At 39.6% G+C, this 17,487-nt stretch carries 23 protein-coding genes; 22 read left to right on the top strand and 1 reads right to left on the bottom strand.

From position 1 onward, the window contains the following. Positions 1-120 precede the first annotated feature (120 nt). Positions 121-645, bottom strand: coding sequence for a HEPN family nuclease (locus tag PSN35_RS02080; protein WP_300028808.1), 525 nt, complete (start codon positions 643-645; stop codon positions 121-123). Between the two features lie 102 nt (positions 646-747). On the opposite strand from PSN35_RS02080, the gene PSN35_RS02075 reads away from it, so the two are divergent. The 22 genes from PSN35_RS02075 to PSN35_RS01970 form a co-directional block, all read left to right on the top strand. After that, entirely contained in the window at positions 748-897 is a 150-nt protein-coding gene (locus tag PSN35_RS02075) for a hypothetical protein (RefSeq protein WP_300028809.1), read from the top strand. 454 nt (positions 898-1,351) lie between these two features. Further along, positions 1,352-2,251, top strand: coding sequence for a glycine--tRNA ligase subunit alpha (gene glyQ, locus PSN35_RS02070; protein ID WP_300028807.1), 900 nt, complete (start codon positions 1,352-1,354; stop codon positions 2,249-2,251). A 6-nt stretch (positions 2,252-2,257) separates the two neighbouring features. After that, a complete protein-coding gene (locus PSN35_RS02065) occupies positions 2,258-2,830 on the top strand; it encodes a YqaA family protein (protein ID WP_300028805.1) in 573 nt (190 codons plus the stop codon). Further along, positions 2,820-3,383, top strand: a complete 564-nt coding sequence (locus PSN35_RS02060; protein ID WP_300028803.1) for a murein hydrolase activator EnvC — start codon at positions 2,820-2,822, stop codon at positions 3,381-3,383. The genes PSN35_RS02065 and PSN35_RS02060 overlap by 11 nt, the downstream gene beginning before the upstream one ends. A 17-nt stretch (positions 3,384-3,400) precedes the next feature. Beyond that, positions 3,401-4,438 (top strand): mechanosensitive ion channel family protein, encoded by a 1,038-nt coding sequence (locus PSN35_RS02055; protein ID WP_300028801.1) that lies wholly within the window; start codon positions 3,401-3,403, stop codon positions 4,436-4,438. 16 nt (positions 4,439-4,454) lie between these two features. Then, positions 4,455-5,774 carry a tRNA (N6-isopentenyl adenosine(37)-C2)-methylthiotransferase MiaB gene (miaB, locus tag PSN35_RS02050; protein ID WP_300028799.1) on the top strand — a complete coding sequence of 440 codons (1,320 nt, stop codon included), beginning with the start codon at positions 4,455-4,457 and terminating at the stop codon, positions 5,772-5,774. Further along, positions 5,765-6,682: a PhoH family protein gene (locus tag PSN35_RS02045; RefSeq protein WP_300028797.1), complete on the top strand. Its 918-nt coding sequence runs from the start codon at positions 5,765-5,767 to the stop codon at positions 6,680-6,682. Before miaB ends, PSN35_RS02045 begins: the two co-directional genes overlap by 10 nt. Beyond that, positions 6,675-7,760: a tRNA 2-thiouridine(34) synthase MnmA gene (gene mnmA, locus PSN35_RS02040; RefSeq protein ID WP_300028795.1), complete on the top strand. Its 1,086-nt coding sequence runs from the start codon at positions 6,675-6,677 to the stop codon at positions 7,758-7,760. Before PSN35_RS02045 ends, mnmA begins: the two co-directional genes overlap by 8 nt. After that, complete coding sequence (hflD, locus tag PSN35_RS02035) at positions 7,753-8,379, top strand: high frequency lysogenization protein HflD (protein WP_300028793.1); 627 nt, start codon at positions 7,753-7,755, stop codon at positions 8,377-8,379. The genes mnmA and hflD overlap by 8 nt, the downstream gene beginning before the upstream one ends. A 99-nt stretch (positions 8,380-8,478) precedes the next feature. Next, the gene (gene rpsT / locus PSN35_RS02030) at positions 8,479-8,739 is read left to right on the top strand and encodes a 30S ribosomal protein S20 (protein WP_300028791.1); all 261 of its coding nucleotides are present in this window, start codon (positions 8,479-8,481) and stop codon (positions 8,737-8,739) included. Positions 8,740-8,797: 58 nt separating this feature from the next. Beyond that, positions 8,798-9,286: a Smr/MutS family protein gene (locus tag PSN35_RS02025; protein ID WP_300028789.1), complete on the top strand. Its 489-nt coding sequence runs from the start codon at positions 8,798-8,800 to the stop codon at positions 9,284-9,286. A 3-nt stretch (positions 9,287-9,289) separates the two neighbouring features. Further along, positions 9,290-10,690: an exodeoxyribonuclease VII large subunit gene (gene xseA, locus PSN35_RS02020; RefSeq protein WP_300028787.1), complete on the top strand. Its 1,401-nt coding sequence runs from the start codon at positions 9,290-9,292 to the stop codon at positions 10,688-10,690. Continuing rightward, entirely contained in the window at positions 10,677-11,498 is an 822-nt protein-coding gene (locus PSN35_RS02015; protein WP_300028785.1) for a peptidoglycan DD-metalloendopeptidase family protein, read from the top strand. The genes xseA and PSN35_RS02015 overlap by 14 nt, the downstream gene beginning before the upstream one ends. Continuing rightward, positions 11,488-11,883 carry an RDD family protein gene (locus tag PSN35_RS02010; RefSeq protein WP_300028783.1) on the top strand — a complete coding sequence of 132 codons (396 nt, stop codon included), beginning with the start codon at positions 11,488-11,490 and terminating at the stop codon, positions 11,881-11,883. The genes PSN35_RS02015 and PSN35_RS02010 overlap by 11 nt, the downstream gene beginning before the upstream one ends. Positions 11,884-11,952: 69 nt before the next feature. After that, complete coding sequence (locus PSN35_RS02005; RefSeq protein ID WP_300028781.1) at positions 11,953-12,192, top strand: hypothetical protein; 240 nt, start codon at positions 11,953-11,955, stop codon at positions 12,190-12,192. 15 nt (positions 12,193-12,207) lie between these two features. Next, a complete protein-coding gene (locus PSN35_RS02000) occupies positions 12,208-12,567 on the top strand; it encodes a septum formation initiator family protein (protein WP_300028779.1) in 360 nt (119 codons plus the stop codon). Between the two features lie 65 nt (positions 12,568-12,632). Next, positions 12,633-13,337: a 2-C-methyl-D-erythritol 4-phosphate cytidylyltransferase gene (gene ispD, locus PSN35_RS01995; protein ID WP_300028777.1), complete on the top strand. Its 705-nt coding sequence runs from the start codon at positions 12,633-12,635 to the stop codon at positions 13,335-13,337. Further along, positions 13,337-13,810: a 2-C-methyl-D-erythritol 2,4-cyclodiphosphate synthase gene (gene ispF, locus PSN35_RS01990; RefSeq protein ID WP_300028775.1), complete on the top strand. Its 474-nt coding sequence runs from the start codon at positions 13,337-13,339 to the stop codon at positions 13,808-13,810. Before ispD ends, ispF begins: the two co-directional genes overlap by 1 nt. After that, entirely contained in the window at positions 13,807-15,228 is a 1,422-nt protein-coding gene (gene murC, locus PSN35_RS01985) for a UDP-N-acetylmuramate--L-alanine ligase (protein ID WP_300028773.1), read from the top strand. Before ispF ends, murC begins: the two co-directional genes overlap by 4 nt. Before the next feature lie 8 nt (positions 15,229-15,236). Next, entirely contained in the window at positions 15,237-16,070 is an 834-nt protein-coding gene (gene murB / locus PSN35_RS01980; protein ID WP_300028771.1) for a UDP-N-acetylmuramate dehydrogenase, read from the top strand. Continuing rightward, the gene (locus PSN35_RS01975) at positions 16,067-16,948 is read left to right on the top strand and encodes a D-alanine--D-alanine ligase (protein WP_300028769.1); all 882 of its coding nucleotides are present in this window, start codon (positions 16,067-16,069) and stop codon (positions 16,946-16,948) included. The genes murB and PSN35_RS01975 overlap by 4 nt, the downstream gene beginning before the upstream one ends. Continuing rightward, positions 16,938-17,487 (top strand): FtsQ-type POTRA domain-containing protein (locus PSN35_RS01970; RefSeq protein WP_300028767.1); only part of this gene is annotated, 550 nt, incomplete at its 3' end. The genes PSN35_RS01975 and PSN35_RS01970, both read left to right, overlap by 11 nt.

Raw genomic sequence — 17,487 nt, 5'->3', positions numbered from 1 at the left:
GAACTTGATATTATGAATGACTACATCCATATCAGCCCCGAGAAGCAAATCGAACTCGGGCTAGACGAAGCCCAAATCAAACAATTTGACACCTATAAAAAAGGGTAGCGTCCCCCCTTTTTATTCAAAAAGAACATCATTACCTGCAGCAATCACCATTTCAGTGAGTTCACCCAAGGCATGCCATGACATTTTAATTTTCACACTGTCGGTCTTTTCTTTAGGGTTAACATCATAGAAAATAAAGTAATTATCTTCAATTGATACATTTGCATGTCCTAAAGAATTACGTATTCTACGAATAAACTCAATTGGTGCCTTTTCCCCTATTTCCTTGGCTTTTTCCCCTTTGTCTATTTTGATTTTATGATTAGAAAAAAGTGGCATTACTCTATTTGATAGAGCCTTCTTTGCTTTTTTGTTTTTGAAATATGACTCTCTTAACCATACGAGTGTTGAATATGCCATCGACAAAAATACCGTTTGATTAACTAAAGGGACCTTTTTTTGGTATCCATTAGCATTTTCGACTTCAGATATAACTTTATCAAGCCACTCATTACCAGGACGTTCAATGTCAAGGCGGGCAAGAATTCTGACCATCAACAGGCTATTTTTAGCATCGAGAAAGGCATTTTTATTCATTTGATTCGTAACTTTCCTTTTTGGGCATAACGGCGTGGCAATAACCCGCCTAGTAAATTTATTTAGAGTTTACTCTATTTTAAATTCCCTAGGTCGGGTTGATTGGCTGAAATGCACACAGACGGGCTGTTGGTTTTAGATGCGCAGTCGATTAAAGTTCAAGAAAAAGGTAAGTTGTTGATTCGTAATATTTGCATGGTGTTCGATGCGTATTTGGCCAGCAGTAAAACGCAATTTTCTAAAACGATTTAATAACTGCTAAGAAGGTTTTATCTCCATATTACTTTTTAGCATCTTGGGGGCTCAAGGGTGCCTCTACAAACCCTGATAAGATTTTGTAAGTTCTTATAAGTTTTTTAACAAGGCATAATTTTTCAAGTGATAGTTATTCATATTGCTGGAAAATTTAACACCGTTAAAAGACTTATAAGTCTTACCTTTCAGGACTTAGGAAAATTTCCATAAGCTTTGTAAAATTACTTAACCTATGAATAACTAGGTTTTCATAATTTGACTTCGCTTATAATAATTTTCCGTTGTCAAAAATTATCAGAGTTTATAGAGATGCCCTTGTACTAATTCTTCTCAGCTTTAAATAAAAAAGCCCTCATTTTCGTCGTCTGTCGGATTTTTAAATACCTCACCACTTTATAGCTGATGCGGTAAAATTTTTCTAAATTATAATCATTCATTTAACTGAATTAATATGTCAATGTCAGCGCTTGATGCCACTGCATCTTTTCAAAATTTAATTTTAAAATTACAAAATTTTTGGGCCTCAAAAGGCTGTACATTGCTACAACCTTTTGACATGGAAATGGGTGCAGGCACTTTTCATCCAGCAACTTTCTTACGCGCTATTGGCCCTGAGCCATGGAAATCAGCCTACGTGCAGCCGTCACGTCGTCCAACGGATGGTCGTTACGGTGAAAATCCAAATCGCTTGCAGCACTATTATCAATTTCAAGTAATACTTAAACCGTCTCCGAAAGATATCCAAGATTTATATTTAGAATCATTAGCAGAGATTGGTATTGATTTAACCAAACACGATGTGCGCTTTGTGGAAGATAATTGGGAATCGCCAACACTGGGCGCCTGGGGTTTGGGCTGGGAGATTTGGCTTAACGGCATGGAAGTGTCTCAATTTACGTATTTTCAACAAGTTGGTGGTTTGGCTTGTAAGCCAGTTGCGGGTGAGCTAACTTACGGCCTAGAGCGTCTTGCTATGTATCTACAAGGGGTTGATTCAGTATTTGATTTGGTCTGGACGAAAGGTGTTAGCTATGGCGATGTATTCCATCAAAATGAGGTGGAACAATCAAAATACAACTTTGAAATTGCCGATACCGATGTACTTTTCAAGCAGTTTGATGAGGCTGAATCCATGAACGAACAACTGATTGAACAAGCACTACCTTATCCTGCTTATGAGCAAGTCATGAAAGCTTCGCACTTATTTAACCTGCTTGATGCACGTCACGCCATTAGTGTGACAGATCGTGCTCGTTTTATTCGACGCGTACGTGCCATGAGTCAAAAAGTTGCACAAACTTATTACGACTCGCGTGAGGCACTAGGTTTTCCAATGGTGAAAGGCAACTAGCCTTAGATGCAAATCTTTTCCAAGATTTATCAAACCACTTTAAATTGGGCGCACAGCCGCTTTGCTGTTTATTGGTTATCTGTGGTTAGTTTTTTAGAATCTAGCGTATTGCCCTATCCGCCACCTGATGTTCTTTTAGCGCCTATGGCGTTAAAACAACCCAATAAAGCTTATTCCTTTGCCTCGATTGCAACCATTTTTTCTGTTTTGGGTGGATTGGCTGGCTACTTCCTTGGTGATATTCTATTAGATTTTTTACTAACCTATGAGTTAGTCAAGCCTGAATCAGTTGTGCTAATCAAAAGCTTTTTTGACGAATATGGTATTTGGGTGGTGGGTATCGCCGCCTTTAGCCCCATTCCTTACAAACTAGCCACGATTAGCGCTGGCAGTATGGCGATGCCAATACTGCCTTTTGTGGCGATTTCAATCGTTGCACGAGCTGCACGTTATTATTTGGTGGCTGGGTTAGTGCGAGCTTATGGCGATGCGTGTGACCAATGGTTACAAAAATATATTGATCGCCTAGGCTATGGGCTGATTGTTATTGTTATTCTTGGCGTTTGGTATGTGGATTAAATTACTTAGCATTGCACTTGTACTATCTTTAAGCGGTTGTTATTCTCAGTCGCCTAAGCGGGCTGTTATTGTTGTTGAAAAATCCTCCCAATTGGAAAACATTAATCACCAACGCCTAGAGGGAGCCACTATCCCTGAAAAAATTTCACGAATAACGGATAGTTCAGCAAAAAATAATAATAAAAAAACCGTTAAAAAAATAGCGAAAAAAACCACAAATTGGCGTATTCCAGTTAATGCCAAAGTTAGCCAAACGTTTAGCAAGCAAAAACCAGGAGTGGTGTTTGCCACGCATAATGGTCAAGCCATTCGTAGTATTCGAGATGGCAAAGTCGTCTATATTGGCGATAAAATAAAAAGTGATGGCACCATAATTATTATTCGTCATCCACTAGGATTTAGCAGTATTTATACACAAACCCAAGCATTACAAGCATCACTAGGAGATCAAGTTAAAAAAGGCGATGTGATTGCAAACACTAACGATCAGCCTTTTTACTTTGAAATGAAGAAGTTTGATCAAGCAATTAATCCGCTCAAATACTTAAAATAAGCGCTAAAATACAGCTTATGAATGATTTCTTACAAAACATGACACCTTACCAAGCCACAGGTATTTTATTTGCTGTGGCGTTAGTTGCTCATATTATCTTAGGCTTCATCTTGGCACAAGTAGCAAAGCACGCCGGACGAACCAAAAACCAGTTGGATGATCATCTAATTAAGGCCGCTTCCATGCCACTAAAAGTGCTGATTTGGTTTGGCTGGTTGTATTTTTCTATTAATGCTTTCAAAGATCAAATTCAAGCACTAACTATGGTTGTCGAATATATCGATATTACTCCAATCTTTATTATTACTTGGGGAATTGTTCGCGTTATATCAGGCGTTGAAACTTACTTAATCGAAAAAGAAAATAATGTTGACAATGATTCAGTTAGGCTTTTTTCCAGACTGATTAAAATTCTAATAGTAACTGCCATTCTATTGGGTGTTGCTCAGTTCTTAGGTTTCTCTATTTCTAGCTTACTCACCTTTGGTGGTGTGGGTGGTATTGTGATGGGTTTCGCCGCTAAAGATATGTTGTCAAATATTTTTGGCGGACTTATGTTGCAAATGGATAAACCGTTTTCAACGGGTGATTGGATTCGCTCTAGTGATTTTGAAGGTACGGTAGAGAAAATCGGCTGGCGCATGACACGGATTCGTACTTTTAGCAAGAATCCGGTTTATATCCCAAATTCAATCTTTGCCTCCATCCCAATCGAAACCCCATCACGCATGACTAATCGTCGCATTAAGGAAGTGGTGGGTATTCGTTATGACGATATTAAGCAAATGCCTGCAATTGTTGATGCGGTAGAAAACCTACTTAAAACACACAAAGATATTGATCAAAGCCAAGCGTTACGTGTTTACTTTAATTACTTTAATGCATCATCCATTGATTTTAATATCTACGCCTTTACCAATACCACCAGTAAAAGCGAGTATCAAAAAATTAAACAAGCTATCTTAATTGAGGTGGCTAATATTATTGAACAGCATCAGGCTGAAATCGCCTACCCAACACAAACGCTACACATCCAGCAAAACCCTGAATCGTAGCCGCAAGACTTAAAACATGAATAAACTACATATTCGCACATTTGGCTGTCAGATGAATGAGTACGACTCTGATCAAATGATCAACGTACTTAAGCACTCGCACAACTTAACACTAACAGATAGTGCTGATGAAGCTGATGTACTACTACTCAATACCTGCTCCATTCGTGAAAAAGCCCAGGAGAAATTATTTCATCAATTGGGGCGTTGGCGCAAACTCAAAGAAAAAAATCCTAATTTAGTGATTGGTGTGGGTGGTTGTGTTGCCTCTCAAGAAGGCGAGCTCATCTTAAAACGAGCCCCATATGTAGATATTATTTTCGGTCCACAAACCTTGCACCGCCTGCCAACCATGCTGAATGATGTACTGGGTAACAAACAAACCAGTATTGATATTTCATTCCCAGAAATTGAAAAATTTGATCATCTACCTGAGCCTGAGTCAAACGGTGTAAGTGCCTTTGTATCGATCATGGAAGGCTGTAGTAAATATTGTACGTTTTGCGTGGTACCTTACACTCGGGGTGAAGAAGTTTCCCGCCCTTTCAATGACGTAATTAAGGAAGTAGAAGTGCTAGCCAGCCAAGGGGTGCGTGAAGTTAATTTATTAGGCCAAAATGTTAATGCCTATCAAGGTGAAATGGATGATGGCACCATGGCCGACTTGGCGCTGCTGATTAATATTGTGGCGCAAATTGAAGGTATTGATCGCATTCGCTACACCACTTCACACCCCGTTGAATTTTCAGACTCGTTAATTGAAGCTTATGCTGAGGTGCCAGAATTGGTTTCGCATCTTCACCTACCTGTTCAAAGCGGTTCTGACAAAATATTAGGATTGATGAAACGTGGCCATATGGCCATCGAATACAAGTCTAAAATTAGAAAACTGCGTGAAATTCGCCCCGATATTTCCATATCAAGCGACTTTATTATTGGTTTCCCAGGTGAAAATGATCAAGATTTTAATGACACCATGAAGCTTATCAATGATATTGGTTTTGATAAATCCTTTAGCTTTATCTATTCAGCCCGTCCTGGCACACCAGCGGGTAATTTTGTAGATGATGTTGATATGCAAATTAAAAAAGACAGGCTTGCCCTGGTTCAAAAAACCATCGATGAATCCACTGAGGTCATTTCTAAATCCATGGTGGGTAGCACTCAAAAAGTGTTGGTTGAAAACAAAGCTCGAAAAGATGATAATTTATTTGGGCGAACTGAAAATATGCGCAATACGCATTTTAAGGGCGACGAATCACTCATTGGCCAAATTGTTGATGTGAAAATTACCGGCGCTCGTGGTAATTCTTTAGTAGGTGAGCTATGCACATAACCCTTGACGTTGATCATTCTGAACAGTTGGCTAGCGTTTGCGGCTCATTTGACCGTAATTTAGAATCTATCGCCAAAAGCCTAGATGTGGAAATTAATAACAAGGGTGAGGAATTTGTCATCCAAGGTGATAATAAGCACATGGCTGCTCGCGTATTGCAAGATTTAAGCTTATTGGCCAAAACTCAAACCATTAGTGCACATGATGTTGAAATGAGTATTAAAGCTTATACACATGACGATTTGCCAGATGAGTCAGTCAACATTAAAACCAAACGAAAATTTATTCATGTGCGTTCGCGCAATCAACAACACTACGTTAAAGCCATTAAAAAACAAGACTGTACGTTTGGCATTGGCCCTGCAGGAACAGGCAAAACTTATTTGGCTGTTGCACGTGCTGTTGAAGCATTGGAACGATCAGATGTTAGACGTATTGTGCTGGTGCGCCCTGCAGTTGAAGCTGGCGAAAAACTCGGATTTTTACCCGGTGATCTTACTGAAAAAGTTGATCCTTACCTACGCCCTATTTATGACGCTTTGTATGAAATGATGGGTTTTGAAAAAGTAGCAAAACTACTGGATAAAAATATTATTGAAGTAGCGCCACTGGCCTTTATGCGTGGTCGCACCCTAAATGAGTCTTTTATTATCTTAGATGAGGCACAAAATACCACCACTGAACAAATGAAAATGTTCTTAACCCGTATGGGCTTTGGCTCAAAGATGGTTATCACCGGTGATATTACTCAAATTGACTTAGCCAAGCCTAATCAATCAGGTCTACTTCACGCGATGAAAGTTTTAGAAAATGAGTCGAAAATTTCTTTTTGTCATTTTAGTTCGCGTGATGTTGTTAGACATAAATTAGTACAACGCATTGTTCAGGCGTACGAGATCTTTGAATAAACAAGAGAAAATCATTGTTGGTCTTTCTGGTGGCGTAGACTCCTCCGTTGCCACAATCATGCTATTAGAACAGGGTTATGAGGTAGAAGCGCTGTTTATGAAAAATTGGGATGAGGATGATAAAGACGGTTACTGTACTGCCGAGCAAGACTTATCTGATGCCCAAAAGGTAGCTGACAAACTCGGCGTTAAACTTCATACAAAAAATTTCTCAGCAGATTATTGGGATGATGTATTTGAAGACTTTCTGCAAGAGCACAAAAAAGGCAGAACACCTAATCCCGATGTGTTGTGCAATCAAAAAATAAAATTTAAGGTGTTTCTTGACTATGCACTGTCATTAGGAGCAGATAAAATTGCCACAGGGCACTATGCAAGAATCACCCAGCAAAACAATACTTATCAACTAAGAACAGGCTTGGATGATAACAAAGACCAAAGCTATTTCCTATATCTACTTGGCCAATATCAGCTTAGTAAAAGCTTATTTCCACTGGGTGAAATTAGCAAAACACGTGTACGGGAAATTGCCACAGAGCATGATCTAATTACAGCTGATAAAAAAGATTCAACCGGAATTTGTTTTATTGGTGAGCGTAATTTTTCCGAATTTTTAAAAACCTATCTACCCAATCAACCTGGCAATATGGTTGATGAGCATGGGCAAGTTATTAAGCAACATCAAGGCTTGGCTTTTTATACCATTGGCCAACGAAAAGGCCTAGAGATTGGTGGCGGCTTTAGTGATTCGCCAGAGCCCTGGTTTGTGGCTGACAAACGCGTTGATACTAATGAACTGTTAGTTGTTCAGGGTGATCACCCTTTGTTGTATCACAACAAACTAAGCACTTCAAAAAATCACTGGATTGATAAAAAACCCAATCTACCCTTAACCTGTCAGGCTAAAATTCGTTATCGACAAGCTTCTCAGGATTGTAAAATAATCCCAAAAAATAACCAAATTGAAGTAATTTTTGACCAACCACAAAGAGCTATAACACCAGGGCAATCTATCGTTTTTTATCAAGATGATGTTTGCTTAGGCGGTGCAATTATCGAGCAAAGAAATAATGAATAACCTAAATAATCAAATTTTGGCACTGGCTGGTGTTCTGCAAAGTGCCACACTAGTTGATCAACTTGCCTCTAGTGGTAGCTGTGACACAAAAGGTTCTAGTGCCAGTTTAGCCAGCATCTTATCAACCAGCACCAAAGTTGAAGAGGTGTTTGATGCCCAGTCTCAATTGTCTATTGGCATGAAAGCTTTAAGAATTGCCTTAGGTAAGCAAACAAAGTCTATACAAACTGTTGTCTTCTACGCCTTGTCATTAATAAATCTTGAAAAAAAATTAATGAAGAACCCGGCACTATTAGACACCATTACCACTGAAATTAACGCACTCAATAAACAAGATTTTTTTGAAATTACTCATGGCAACTCTATTGCCAGATTAGGTGAATTATATAAAAATACCTTGGGCGAACTCAATCCAAGAATTATGGTTAAAGGAGAGCAGACGTATCTATCTAATACACGTACTGCTAATCATATTAGGGCTTTGTTGCTATCTGGTATACGCGCTGTGTCTTTATGGAAGTCTCAAGGTGGCAAAACTTGGCATTTAATTGTTAACAAACGCAAAATGCTAGCTGCGATTGATACACTTGATAAGCCCATTTATTTAGTAAAAGATTAACCAATAACTATTGTGATTTAAATTTTAAATTGCCACTAGACTTTTACCCACTAAGACTTTATAATTACGCCTTTAAATATTTAACACTCAAATAACAAGATGGCTAATTCAGCAGGTTCAAAAAAACGCGCAAGACAAGCAACAAAACGCAACAAGCACAATTCACAAATTCGCGCTAAAGTTCGCACATTTATCAAGAAGGTAACTTACGCATTAGAAGCTGGCAACAAAGAAGAAGCTCAAGGTGGTTTTGGTGCAATGCAAAAAATGATTGACCAAGCAGTTAGCAAAGGTTTAATGAATAAAAACCAAGCAGCTAGAAAAAAGTCTCGTCTTAATACACAGATCAAAGCACTCTAATTTAAATAGTTAGTTTGCTATAATAAGGCCCTCTTTTGAGGGCTTTTTTTATACCTGTATGACATCAATCAACGAAGACGATAAACAATTATTCAGATCCACAATTGATGCCAATGCGCCGATTGATAAAGATGCTGGTGCTCGCACTACCAATCAGGTCAACCTACCTGCATTCACAGCTTATAGTTATATCACCGAAGCTCGATTAAACGGCTCAGAAATAGTGAGTTATGCAAAAAACGGCCTTTCTCCCAAACTGATTAAAAAAATGAAGCGTGGCGATATTGATTACACAGCGACACTAGACCTTCATGGGCAAATAGTTACTGAGGCTTGTGAGTCTATGAGTCAATTCATGCATCATCATCAGCATGAGCCATTTATCCAGATTATTCACGGAAAAGGCTATCACAGTGAAAATGGCATGAGCATTTTAAAAACTCAAGTGGTTAGTTTTCTTAATCAGCATCCACAAGTAATCGCTTTTAATTCGTGCCCTGATAAAGATGGTGGCAGTGGTGCTGTTTTTGCACTACTTAAACAATAGCCCATGTTTAATTTAGACGAAATTTACACGGTCTCTGATTTTTTATCGTTGTGCAATAAAACCGTTGAAGACAATATTCCCACTTGCTGGTTGCAAGGTGAAATTTCTAATCTAGCCCGCCCTGCGTCTGGGCATTGGTATTTTTCTTTAAAAGATAACAAAGGACAAATTCGTTGCGCCCTATTTAGGCTTAATCAGCGTAATATTAAATTTACCCCTGAAAATGGCCTGGAAGTTTTGGTGCGAGCTGCGCCAACTTTGTACGAAGCCAGGGGTGATTTTCAACTAATTATTCAGCATGTTGAGCCAGTCGGTGTGGGTAATTTAAATTTGGCTTTTGAACAACTTAAAAACAAACTCTCAGCTGAAGGCTTGTTTGATTTGGCCCGCAAGAAACCACTTCCTAAACAAGTTCAAACCATTGGTGTTGTCTCATCTTCAACAGGTGCAGTCATTCAAGATATTATCCGAGTATTACATAAACGCTATCCGTTTGCTGATATTTTATTATTTGATACACCCGTACAAGGAGATGGCGCGGCTGAAAAAATTATTCAAGCGTTGTTAGCAGCTGATCACGATAGTCGATGCGACGTTATTATTTTAGCCAGGGGTGGTGGCTCACTAGAAGACTTATGGAATTTCAATGAAGAGTCATTAGCTCGAACCATTGTTAGCATTAACACGCCAGTGATTAGTGCTGTGGGTCACGAAACCGACACCACCATGGTGGATTTTGTCTCTGATGTACGCGCACCCACACCTAGTGCGGCCGCCATGATGGCCACCCCTGACCGATTGGAATTATTATCTCAACTAGAGAAACATTTCAAAGCGCTACAACAATGCGCCTCACAGTACCAACAGCAGCAGCAAGCACAACTTGAGCAATTACGCCTGCGAATTGTCACTCCAGACAAGATTATTAATTTACTTTCTCAACAATTAGATTATCTATCTTATCGATTAAATGCTAGCGCAACACTTAAAACTAACCAGCTTGAATCCCGGCTAAGCACCCTATTTTCTAAATTAAAACAGCATTCACCTAGCGCGCGTATTCAACAAGCTATTACTCTAAATAAAGTATCAGCTAATCAGCTTGATCAGCACATGAGTCGACTACTTGAACATAATTCAAACGCACTTTCTGAGCTAAATAAGCGACTCATGCAGGCCACACAACAACATGTCTCCCAATATAAAAATAGCTTGGCCAATCATGCTAATGCTTTAGGGCACTTATCGCCACTCAGTACTTTGTCTAGAGGTTACAGCATCACCACCAATGAACAAAATAACGTGTTAACATCCGTTAATCAAGTAAGTCCTAAACAGCTTATTACCACACGACTAACAGATGGCACTATCGTCACCAAGGTTGAAAAAATTGAAACACATTAAATATTTACTGCTACTCATTCCTTTTAATGCACTAGCCATATTGAGCGTGGCCAATACGCCAATTCCAGGCGGTATTGCTGTGATTGATTTTCAAACTAATCACGCTAATCCTAGCGCTTATTACAGCAAAGTTCCGGTGTACGTGCAACACATAAACGATACCCACTGGCAAGCGTTGGTTGGCATTCCACTCTTAGCTAAAATTGGTCAAAAACAACTTACCATCAAGGACTTTTCTGAGCGCCATGTGAATTTTGATATTTCTGATCATGGCTACCAAGAACAACACATTACCCTAACTGGAAAAAAGAAAAAATACGTCAATCCAAATCTTGCTCACATGGATAGAATTAAACGCGAGCGCCCTATCTTATCTAAGGCTAGGCAAACATTTTCTAATGAACAACTATCCAATACAAACCTTATTCGCCCTGTTGACGGCGTTATGACCAGTCCTTTTGGATTTAAACGTTTTTACAATGGACAGGCCAGGCGCCCACACACCGGTGTTGATTATGCGGGTGATATTGGTACTGAGATTAAAGCGGCGGCGGCTGGGCGAGTGATTATCAGTGACAACTTCTTTTTTAACGGGAATGCTGTTTTTATCGACCATGGGCAAGGATTGATTAGTGTTTATATTCATCTCAATAAACGATTGGTCGAACCAGGGCAACTACTCGCACAGGGAGAAGTTATTGGTACCATCGGTCAAACTGGTCGAGCCACCGGACCACATTTGCATTTTGGTGTCTATCTAAATCAAACCGTCGTTAATCCTAACTTATTATTTAATCATGAAATCTAATGTTTCTTTGCTGCGCCGATTAGGTGCAATCATTTATGACGCCTTTCTAGCCTTTTCATTGGTATTTTTTGTTGGTATGATTGTTATCGCTATTTTTGACGATATTGGTAATGCCTTTTTATACTTAATCACCCTGCCAACAGTGTATTTATACTTTGCACTATCTTGGGTAAAAGGCAGGCAAACAATTGGCATGAAAGCTTGGAAATTTCAAGTGATCCAACACAATCAGCAAAATATTACCCATTCACAGGCCTTTGTTAGATTTACACTAGGGTTGGCTTCATTTTCAGTATTTGGACTCGGGTTTATTTATCAATTATTCAATAAAGATAATTTAAGTTGGCACGACAAGCTTTCCAACACTTTATTGATAAAAAATTGATTTACATCAATAAAGTAAAAAATATCTGTGATATAATAATTTCAATTAATTTTATACAAGGGAGATAACATGAGCGCAACAGTAGATAACAGCGGTGTAAGAGGCAACATCTTAATGATTGGAACTTTGGCAGTAACACTTGTCGTGCCACTTGCATTAATTCTTTTGTCATACACTGAAGTAATTTCTGGTACAGCTCAATATATTGCTGCCCTTGCCGTTATTTTTTCTACCATCTATATCATTGGTGGCGCTATTTGGATGTTTTCGCAAGATGCTAAAGATGGTAAAAATCTTGCAGATGGTTAAACTTTAGCCACTAGCTTGAAAATCAAGCCGCATTTACGCCAAACTCAACGGCGTTATCAAAAGCCAAATAGTTTATTTGGCTTTTTTTATCGCTATTGGATTAGTATCATTCTGATGGTTGTTTTAGTCAGCCTATTTCGTCAGAATTTTATTAGTAACAACTTTCCATTTGACGTTTACAACAAACAATCCACCTTAGATCAGCAGATTTCTCAAAATCAACAGTTATCCCTTGAAAATCAACAGTTGCGTCTAGAGCTAGCGGCAAAATCAGATCAAAAATTAGAAATTTTAGAATCAATAGCTCGTCAAAAATTTGGTCTTATTAAATCGGGTGAGCGATACTACCAAATCAGCACTTCTACACCAGAATAAACCTTTCTTAAGGGTGCTTATTGCTTGGGTATAATAAAATTTACTCTAATTAACAACTGTGTTTTATGTCAACTGATCAATGCTATCTTGTTATACCTGCTAGTGGCATTGGATCGCGCATGAAGGCAGAGGTTGCCAAACAATATCTAATGTTAGATAACGGACTAAGTGTCCTAGATCAAACTCTGAAAACTTTATTGGCAATCGAAAGTATCAAAGGTTGCGTTATTGCATTGGCCACTAATGACCAATCGTTCCAACACTCACCTTTTAATACCCATGAAAAATTATTAGCAATCGCCACAGGGGGTGAGCAGCGCCATCATTCTGTTATTAATGCGCTGAATGACCTAAAACCACATGTTAAAGACTCTGACTGGGTGCTGGTACACGACGCTGCACGACCTTGCGTTAGCCTTCATGACATCAAACGATTAATCGAACAAGTAACACAGACGGATACAGGTGGCTTGCTAGCTACCAAAGTGGTTGACACCATCAAGCTGGGAGATCAAAACTTAACCAAAAGCACTGTTGATCGAAGTAATCTTTGGCAGGCGCAAACACCTCAAATGTATCGATTTGGTACACTGCTCAATGCGTTGATAACAGCCGATGCCGACAACATCAATATTACCGATGAGGCTAGCGCCATGGAATACATAGGGCTGCAATCACTCTTAGTTGAGTCTTCTAAGCAAAACCTTAAGATAACCACACCCGAAGACTTGGCGCTAGCAAATTTTTATTTAAAAACCAATCTAAGCTGATGAAATTTAAAACCGGACTTGGGCAAGACTCACACGCATTTGAAGCTAATAATAAACCACTACTATTAGCTGGCGTGGATTTTCATCATGAGCAGGGCTTGCGAGCCAATAGCGATGGTGATGTGCTACTACATGCGCTCACCAATGCCATCTCATCATTAACCGGGGTTAATATATTAGGCGCGCGGGCTGACGAGTTATGCCAACAAGGCGTAACTGATAGTAAAGAATATTTAAAACTAGCTCTGGCTGAACTCAACAATCTCGAGATACAGCATGTCGCTATCTCTATTGAATGCTTGGTACCAAAAATTTCTCCAAAAATTGATCAGATAAAAACCAGTATTGCAAAGCTGCTCAACTTAAAAACCAGTGATGTTGGCGTCACCGCCACTACGGGCGAAGGGCTCACGGCTTTTGGACAAGGCAAGGGAATTCAAGTCATTTGCATCGTCAGCGCTATTCAAGCATGAAAGATTTAAGACAAGTCTCCAAATCTAAAATTAGTAAAATTCATTTTATTGGTATTGGTGGCTCTGGTATGAGCGGTATTGCCGAAGTGCTGCATAATCTGGGCTATCAAATTTCTGGCTCTGATATTGCTAAAAATAAGATCACCGAACGCTTGGAAAGCATGGGTTGTAAAATTCACTACCAACACCATAAAGATCAAATAAGCAATGTTCAAGCGGTGGTTGTTTCTAGCGCCATTGATCCACAGAATGTTGAGCTAGTTGCAGCGCAACAACAGCACATTCCTATTGTGCCTAGAGCAGAAATGCTGGCAGAAATTATGCGCTTTCGATTTGGTATTGCAGTGGCAGGCACACATGGAAAGACCACGACAACCAGTATTATTACTCACATTTTAAATCGTGCGCAATTAGATCCTACTTATATCATCGGCGGCATTCTAAACTCTAGCGGCATTAATGCAAAATTAGGCGAAAGCGACTATCTGATTGCTGAGGCGGACGAATCAGATGGTTCTTTCTTACACTTGCAACCCATGCTTAGTGTAATCACCAATATTGATGAAGATCATATGGCGACCTACAACAACGATTTTCAGCAACTAAAAGATGCTTTTGTTAGCTTTACTTCAAACCTACCTTTTTACGGCACCTGCCTTGTTTGCTCAGACGACGATGGCGTCGGCGCGATTATCAATGACATTCATCGCAGCGTAGTCAGCTATGGTATTAGCTCAAATGCTGACATACGCGCAACCAACATTACCCAAGTTGGTATGCAAATGCATTTTGACGTAAGCTGTACTCACAGCAATGCATTTTACAAACAGCCTTTCTCAGTCCAGCTAAACTTAATTGGCCAACACAACATTCTAAATACATTAGCTGCTATTGGCATTTGTTGTGAGCTTGAAATTGAGGTTGGCATTATTCAATCTGCCTTGAGTGATTTCACTGGTGTCGCCCGAAGGTTAGACTACCATCAACAATTAACCATCAACCATCAGGCCATTGATCTGTTTGATGATTATGGTCATCATCCTGTTGAGATTAACGCAATTTTCAACTCATTAAAAAATACTTATCCTGATAAACGCTTAGTGGTTATTTTCCAGCCACATCGCTATTCCAGAACCAGAGATTTATTTGATGACTTTGCACGCAGCTTATCGGATGCAGACGGCTTAATTTTGTTAGATATCTATCCCGCTAGTGAACAGCCTATTGCTCACATTAGCAGCTCAACATTAGCAGAAGCAATTCGCTTGCGCTCCTCTTTGGATCCGGTTGTTATTAAAGAAGCTCAAGAGGTGATTGACGTTTTGCCTAATGTTATCGGTCAAAACGATGTATTGCTTACCCTGGGTGCAGGTGATATTCACACCCTGCCCGGCTTATTAAAAACGCACTACAGCTAAATCCTACCGTGTTGAAGCATAATGAACCAATGGCCTCACACTGCTCTTTGCGTAGCGGTGGACTTGCTCAAGATTTTTTCACACCAAATAGCATTCAAGCATTAGCTGATTTTTTATCCACCAATACACAGCCTGTTGTTTTTGTTGGCCTGGGTAGTAATCTACTCATTCGTGATCAAGGCTTTAATGGGGTTGTTGTTAAGCTTACTCAGCTCAACGCTCTATCAATTAACCAATCCACTATTAGCGTTAGTGCAGGCACAACATTAGCCAAACTATCGCGCTTTATTCACTCTCAACATCAATATGGTGGAGAGTTTTTAAGCGCAATTCCAGGCACTGTTGGTGGTGCATTAGCCATGAATGCTGGTGCTTTTGGATCAGAATTTTGGCAATACGTTGTGCAAGTGCAAACCATGAATTCATCTGGTGAGACATTTTGGCGCTCGGTTGATGAATTCAACATTAGCTACCGACAAGTAACACCAAAACACGCTGATGAATTTTTTGTCACCGCCAAACTGGCTTTTAACACTGAAAAATCTGATCAAGATGTTAAACAATTGCTACTCAAAAGAAACGCCTCGCAACCGATTGGCTTACCTAGCTGTGGCAGTGTGTTTAAAAATCCACCTGGTCAATATGCCGCAGAGCTTATTGAGCAAGCCAACCTTAAAGGGTATTGCATTGGTGGCGCTTGTGTTTCTAACAAGCATGCCAATTTCATCATTAATCAAAACAAAGCAACGGCCAGTGATATTGAAAACCTCATTACTCACATTCAACAAACCGTAAAATCTAAGTTTAATATTAACTTGGAAACTGAATTAATAATTATATGATTGCTGTATTAATGGGTGGCAACTCAGCCGAACGATCGGTGTCATTAAAAAGTGGTGAAGCAGTTTATCAAGCCTTAACCAATCAACATATCCCCTGCTTTAAGTTTGACTGGCAAGGTGATAATCTTGATCAACTTTGGCAAACTACCTTTGATCTAGCCTTTATCGTTCTACATGGTCGTGGTGGCGAAGACGGCTTCATTCAACAACAGCTAGAAAGTCGAAACATTGCCTACACCGGCTCTAATGCGAGTGCCAGCGCACAAGGTATGAACAAACACTTAAGTAAACAGTTTTGGGCAACTGCCAGCTTGCCACTTGCCAGCTCTGCCTTAGCCATTAAAAACAACCCCGTCCCTTTGATTAACTTCCCACTTCCTTGGGCAGTAAAACCAGTGTGTGAAGGATCTAGCATTGGTATTAGTAAGGTAAGTGAGCACAGTCAATTGACCAATGCACTCGAATTAGCCTGGCAATATGACAATCAAGTGTTAATTGAGCAATGGATTGAGGGCGATGAATATACCGTGGCTATTTTGGGCGACAAAACCTTGCCGGTAATTAAGATTGTCTCCGATCAAGATTTCTATAATTATGAGTCCAAATATCATTCCAACACCACTCAATACCTCTGCCCTTGCGGCTTAGATGCCGAAGCAGAACGCCACCTGCAAACACTAGCCCTTAAAGCATTCAAGACCATTGGTGCATCGGGCTGGGGCAGGGTAGATTTTATTATGGATAAAAACAACCAGCCTTTTTTGCTCGAGATTAATACAGTGCCGGGTATGACTTCTCACTCTTTGGTGCCCATGGCCGCTGAAGCAGCTCATATCGATTTTAACCAACTCGTTAAACAAATAGCGAATGAAGTTTAAAAAACGTAATAGACGTAGACGCTCAGCGCGTCAACTCATTAAGCATTGGATTAAACCAATACTATTGATAACCTTGATCGCTTTAATTGCTTGGGGCTGGAAACACTATAATCCTACCAACTTACTTAAGGTAGCATTAAACTGGTCTATTGATCATCCTGAGCTTGTCTCTCAAACTACCTTAGAGCAGCAAATAAAACCTTTGGTGGTAGAGTTACATCAATTAGATTTACCCAACATTAAACAAACACTTGAACAGCAACCTTGGGTGTTAACTGCACAAGTAAAGCGCTCATTGTTGGATGTTATCGACATACATATTACCACCCATCAAGTGGCAACCCATTGGCAAAATATTGATTGTACACCCCCAAAAGCCACTAATTGCCAAGGCTATATCACCCAACAAGGTGAGTTAATTAAACCGACAAATTTATTCTATCATCAGTCAGAGAGTGCAGAGAGTGCAGAGAGTGCGGAAAATTTCATTGAACTTCGCTCTGCTGATAAGACTGAAAATGCCAAATCTTTATATGCAG

The organism is Candidatus Thioglobus sp., from assembly GCF_028599055.1.
Lineage (GTDB): Bacteria > Pseudomonadota > Gammaproteobacteria > PS1 > Pseudothioglobaceae > Thioglobus_A.
This window is presented reverse-complemented; position numbering and strand designations above follow the sequence as displayed.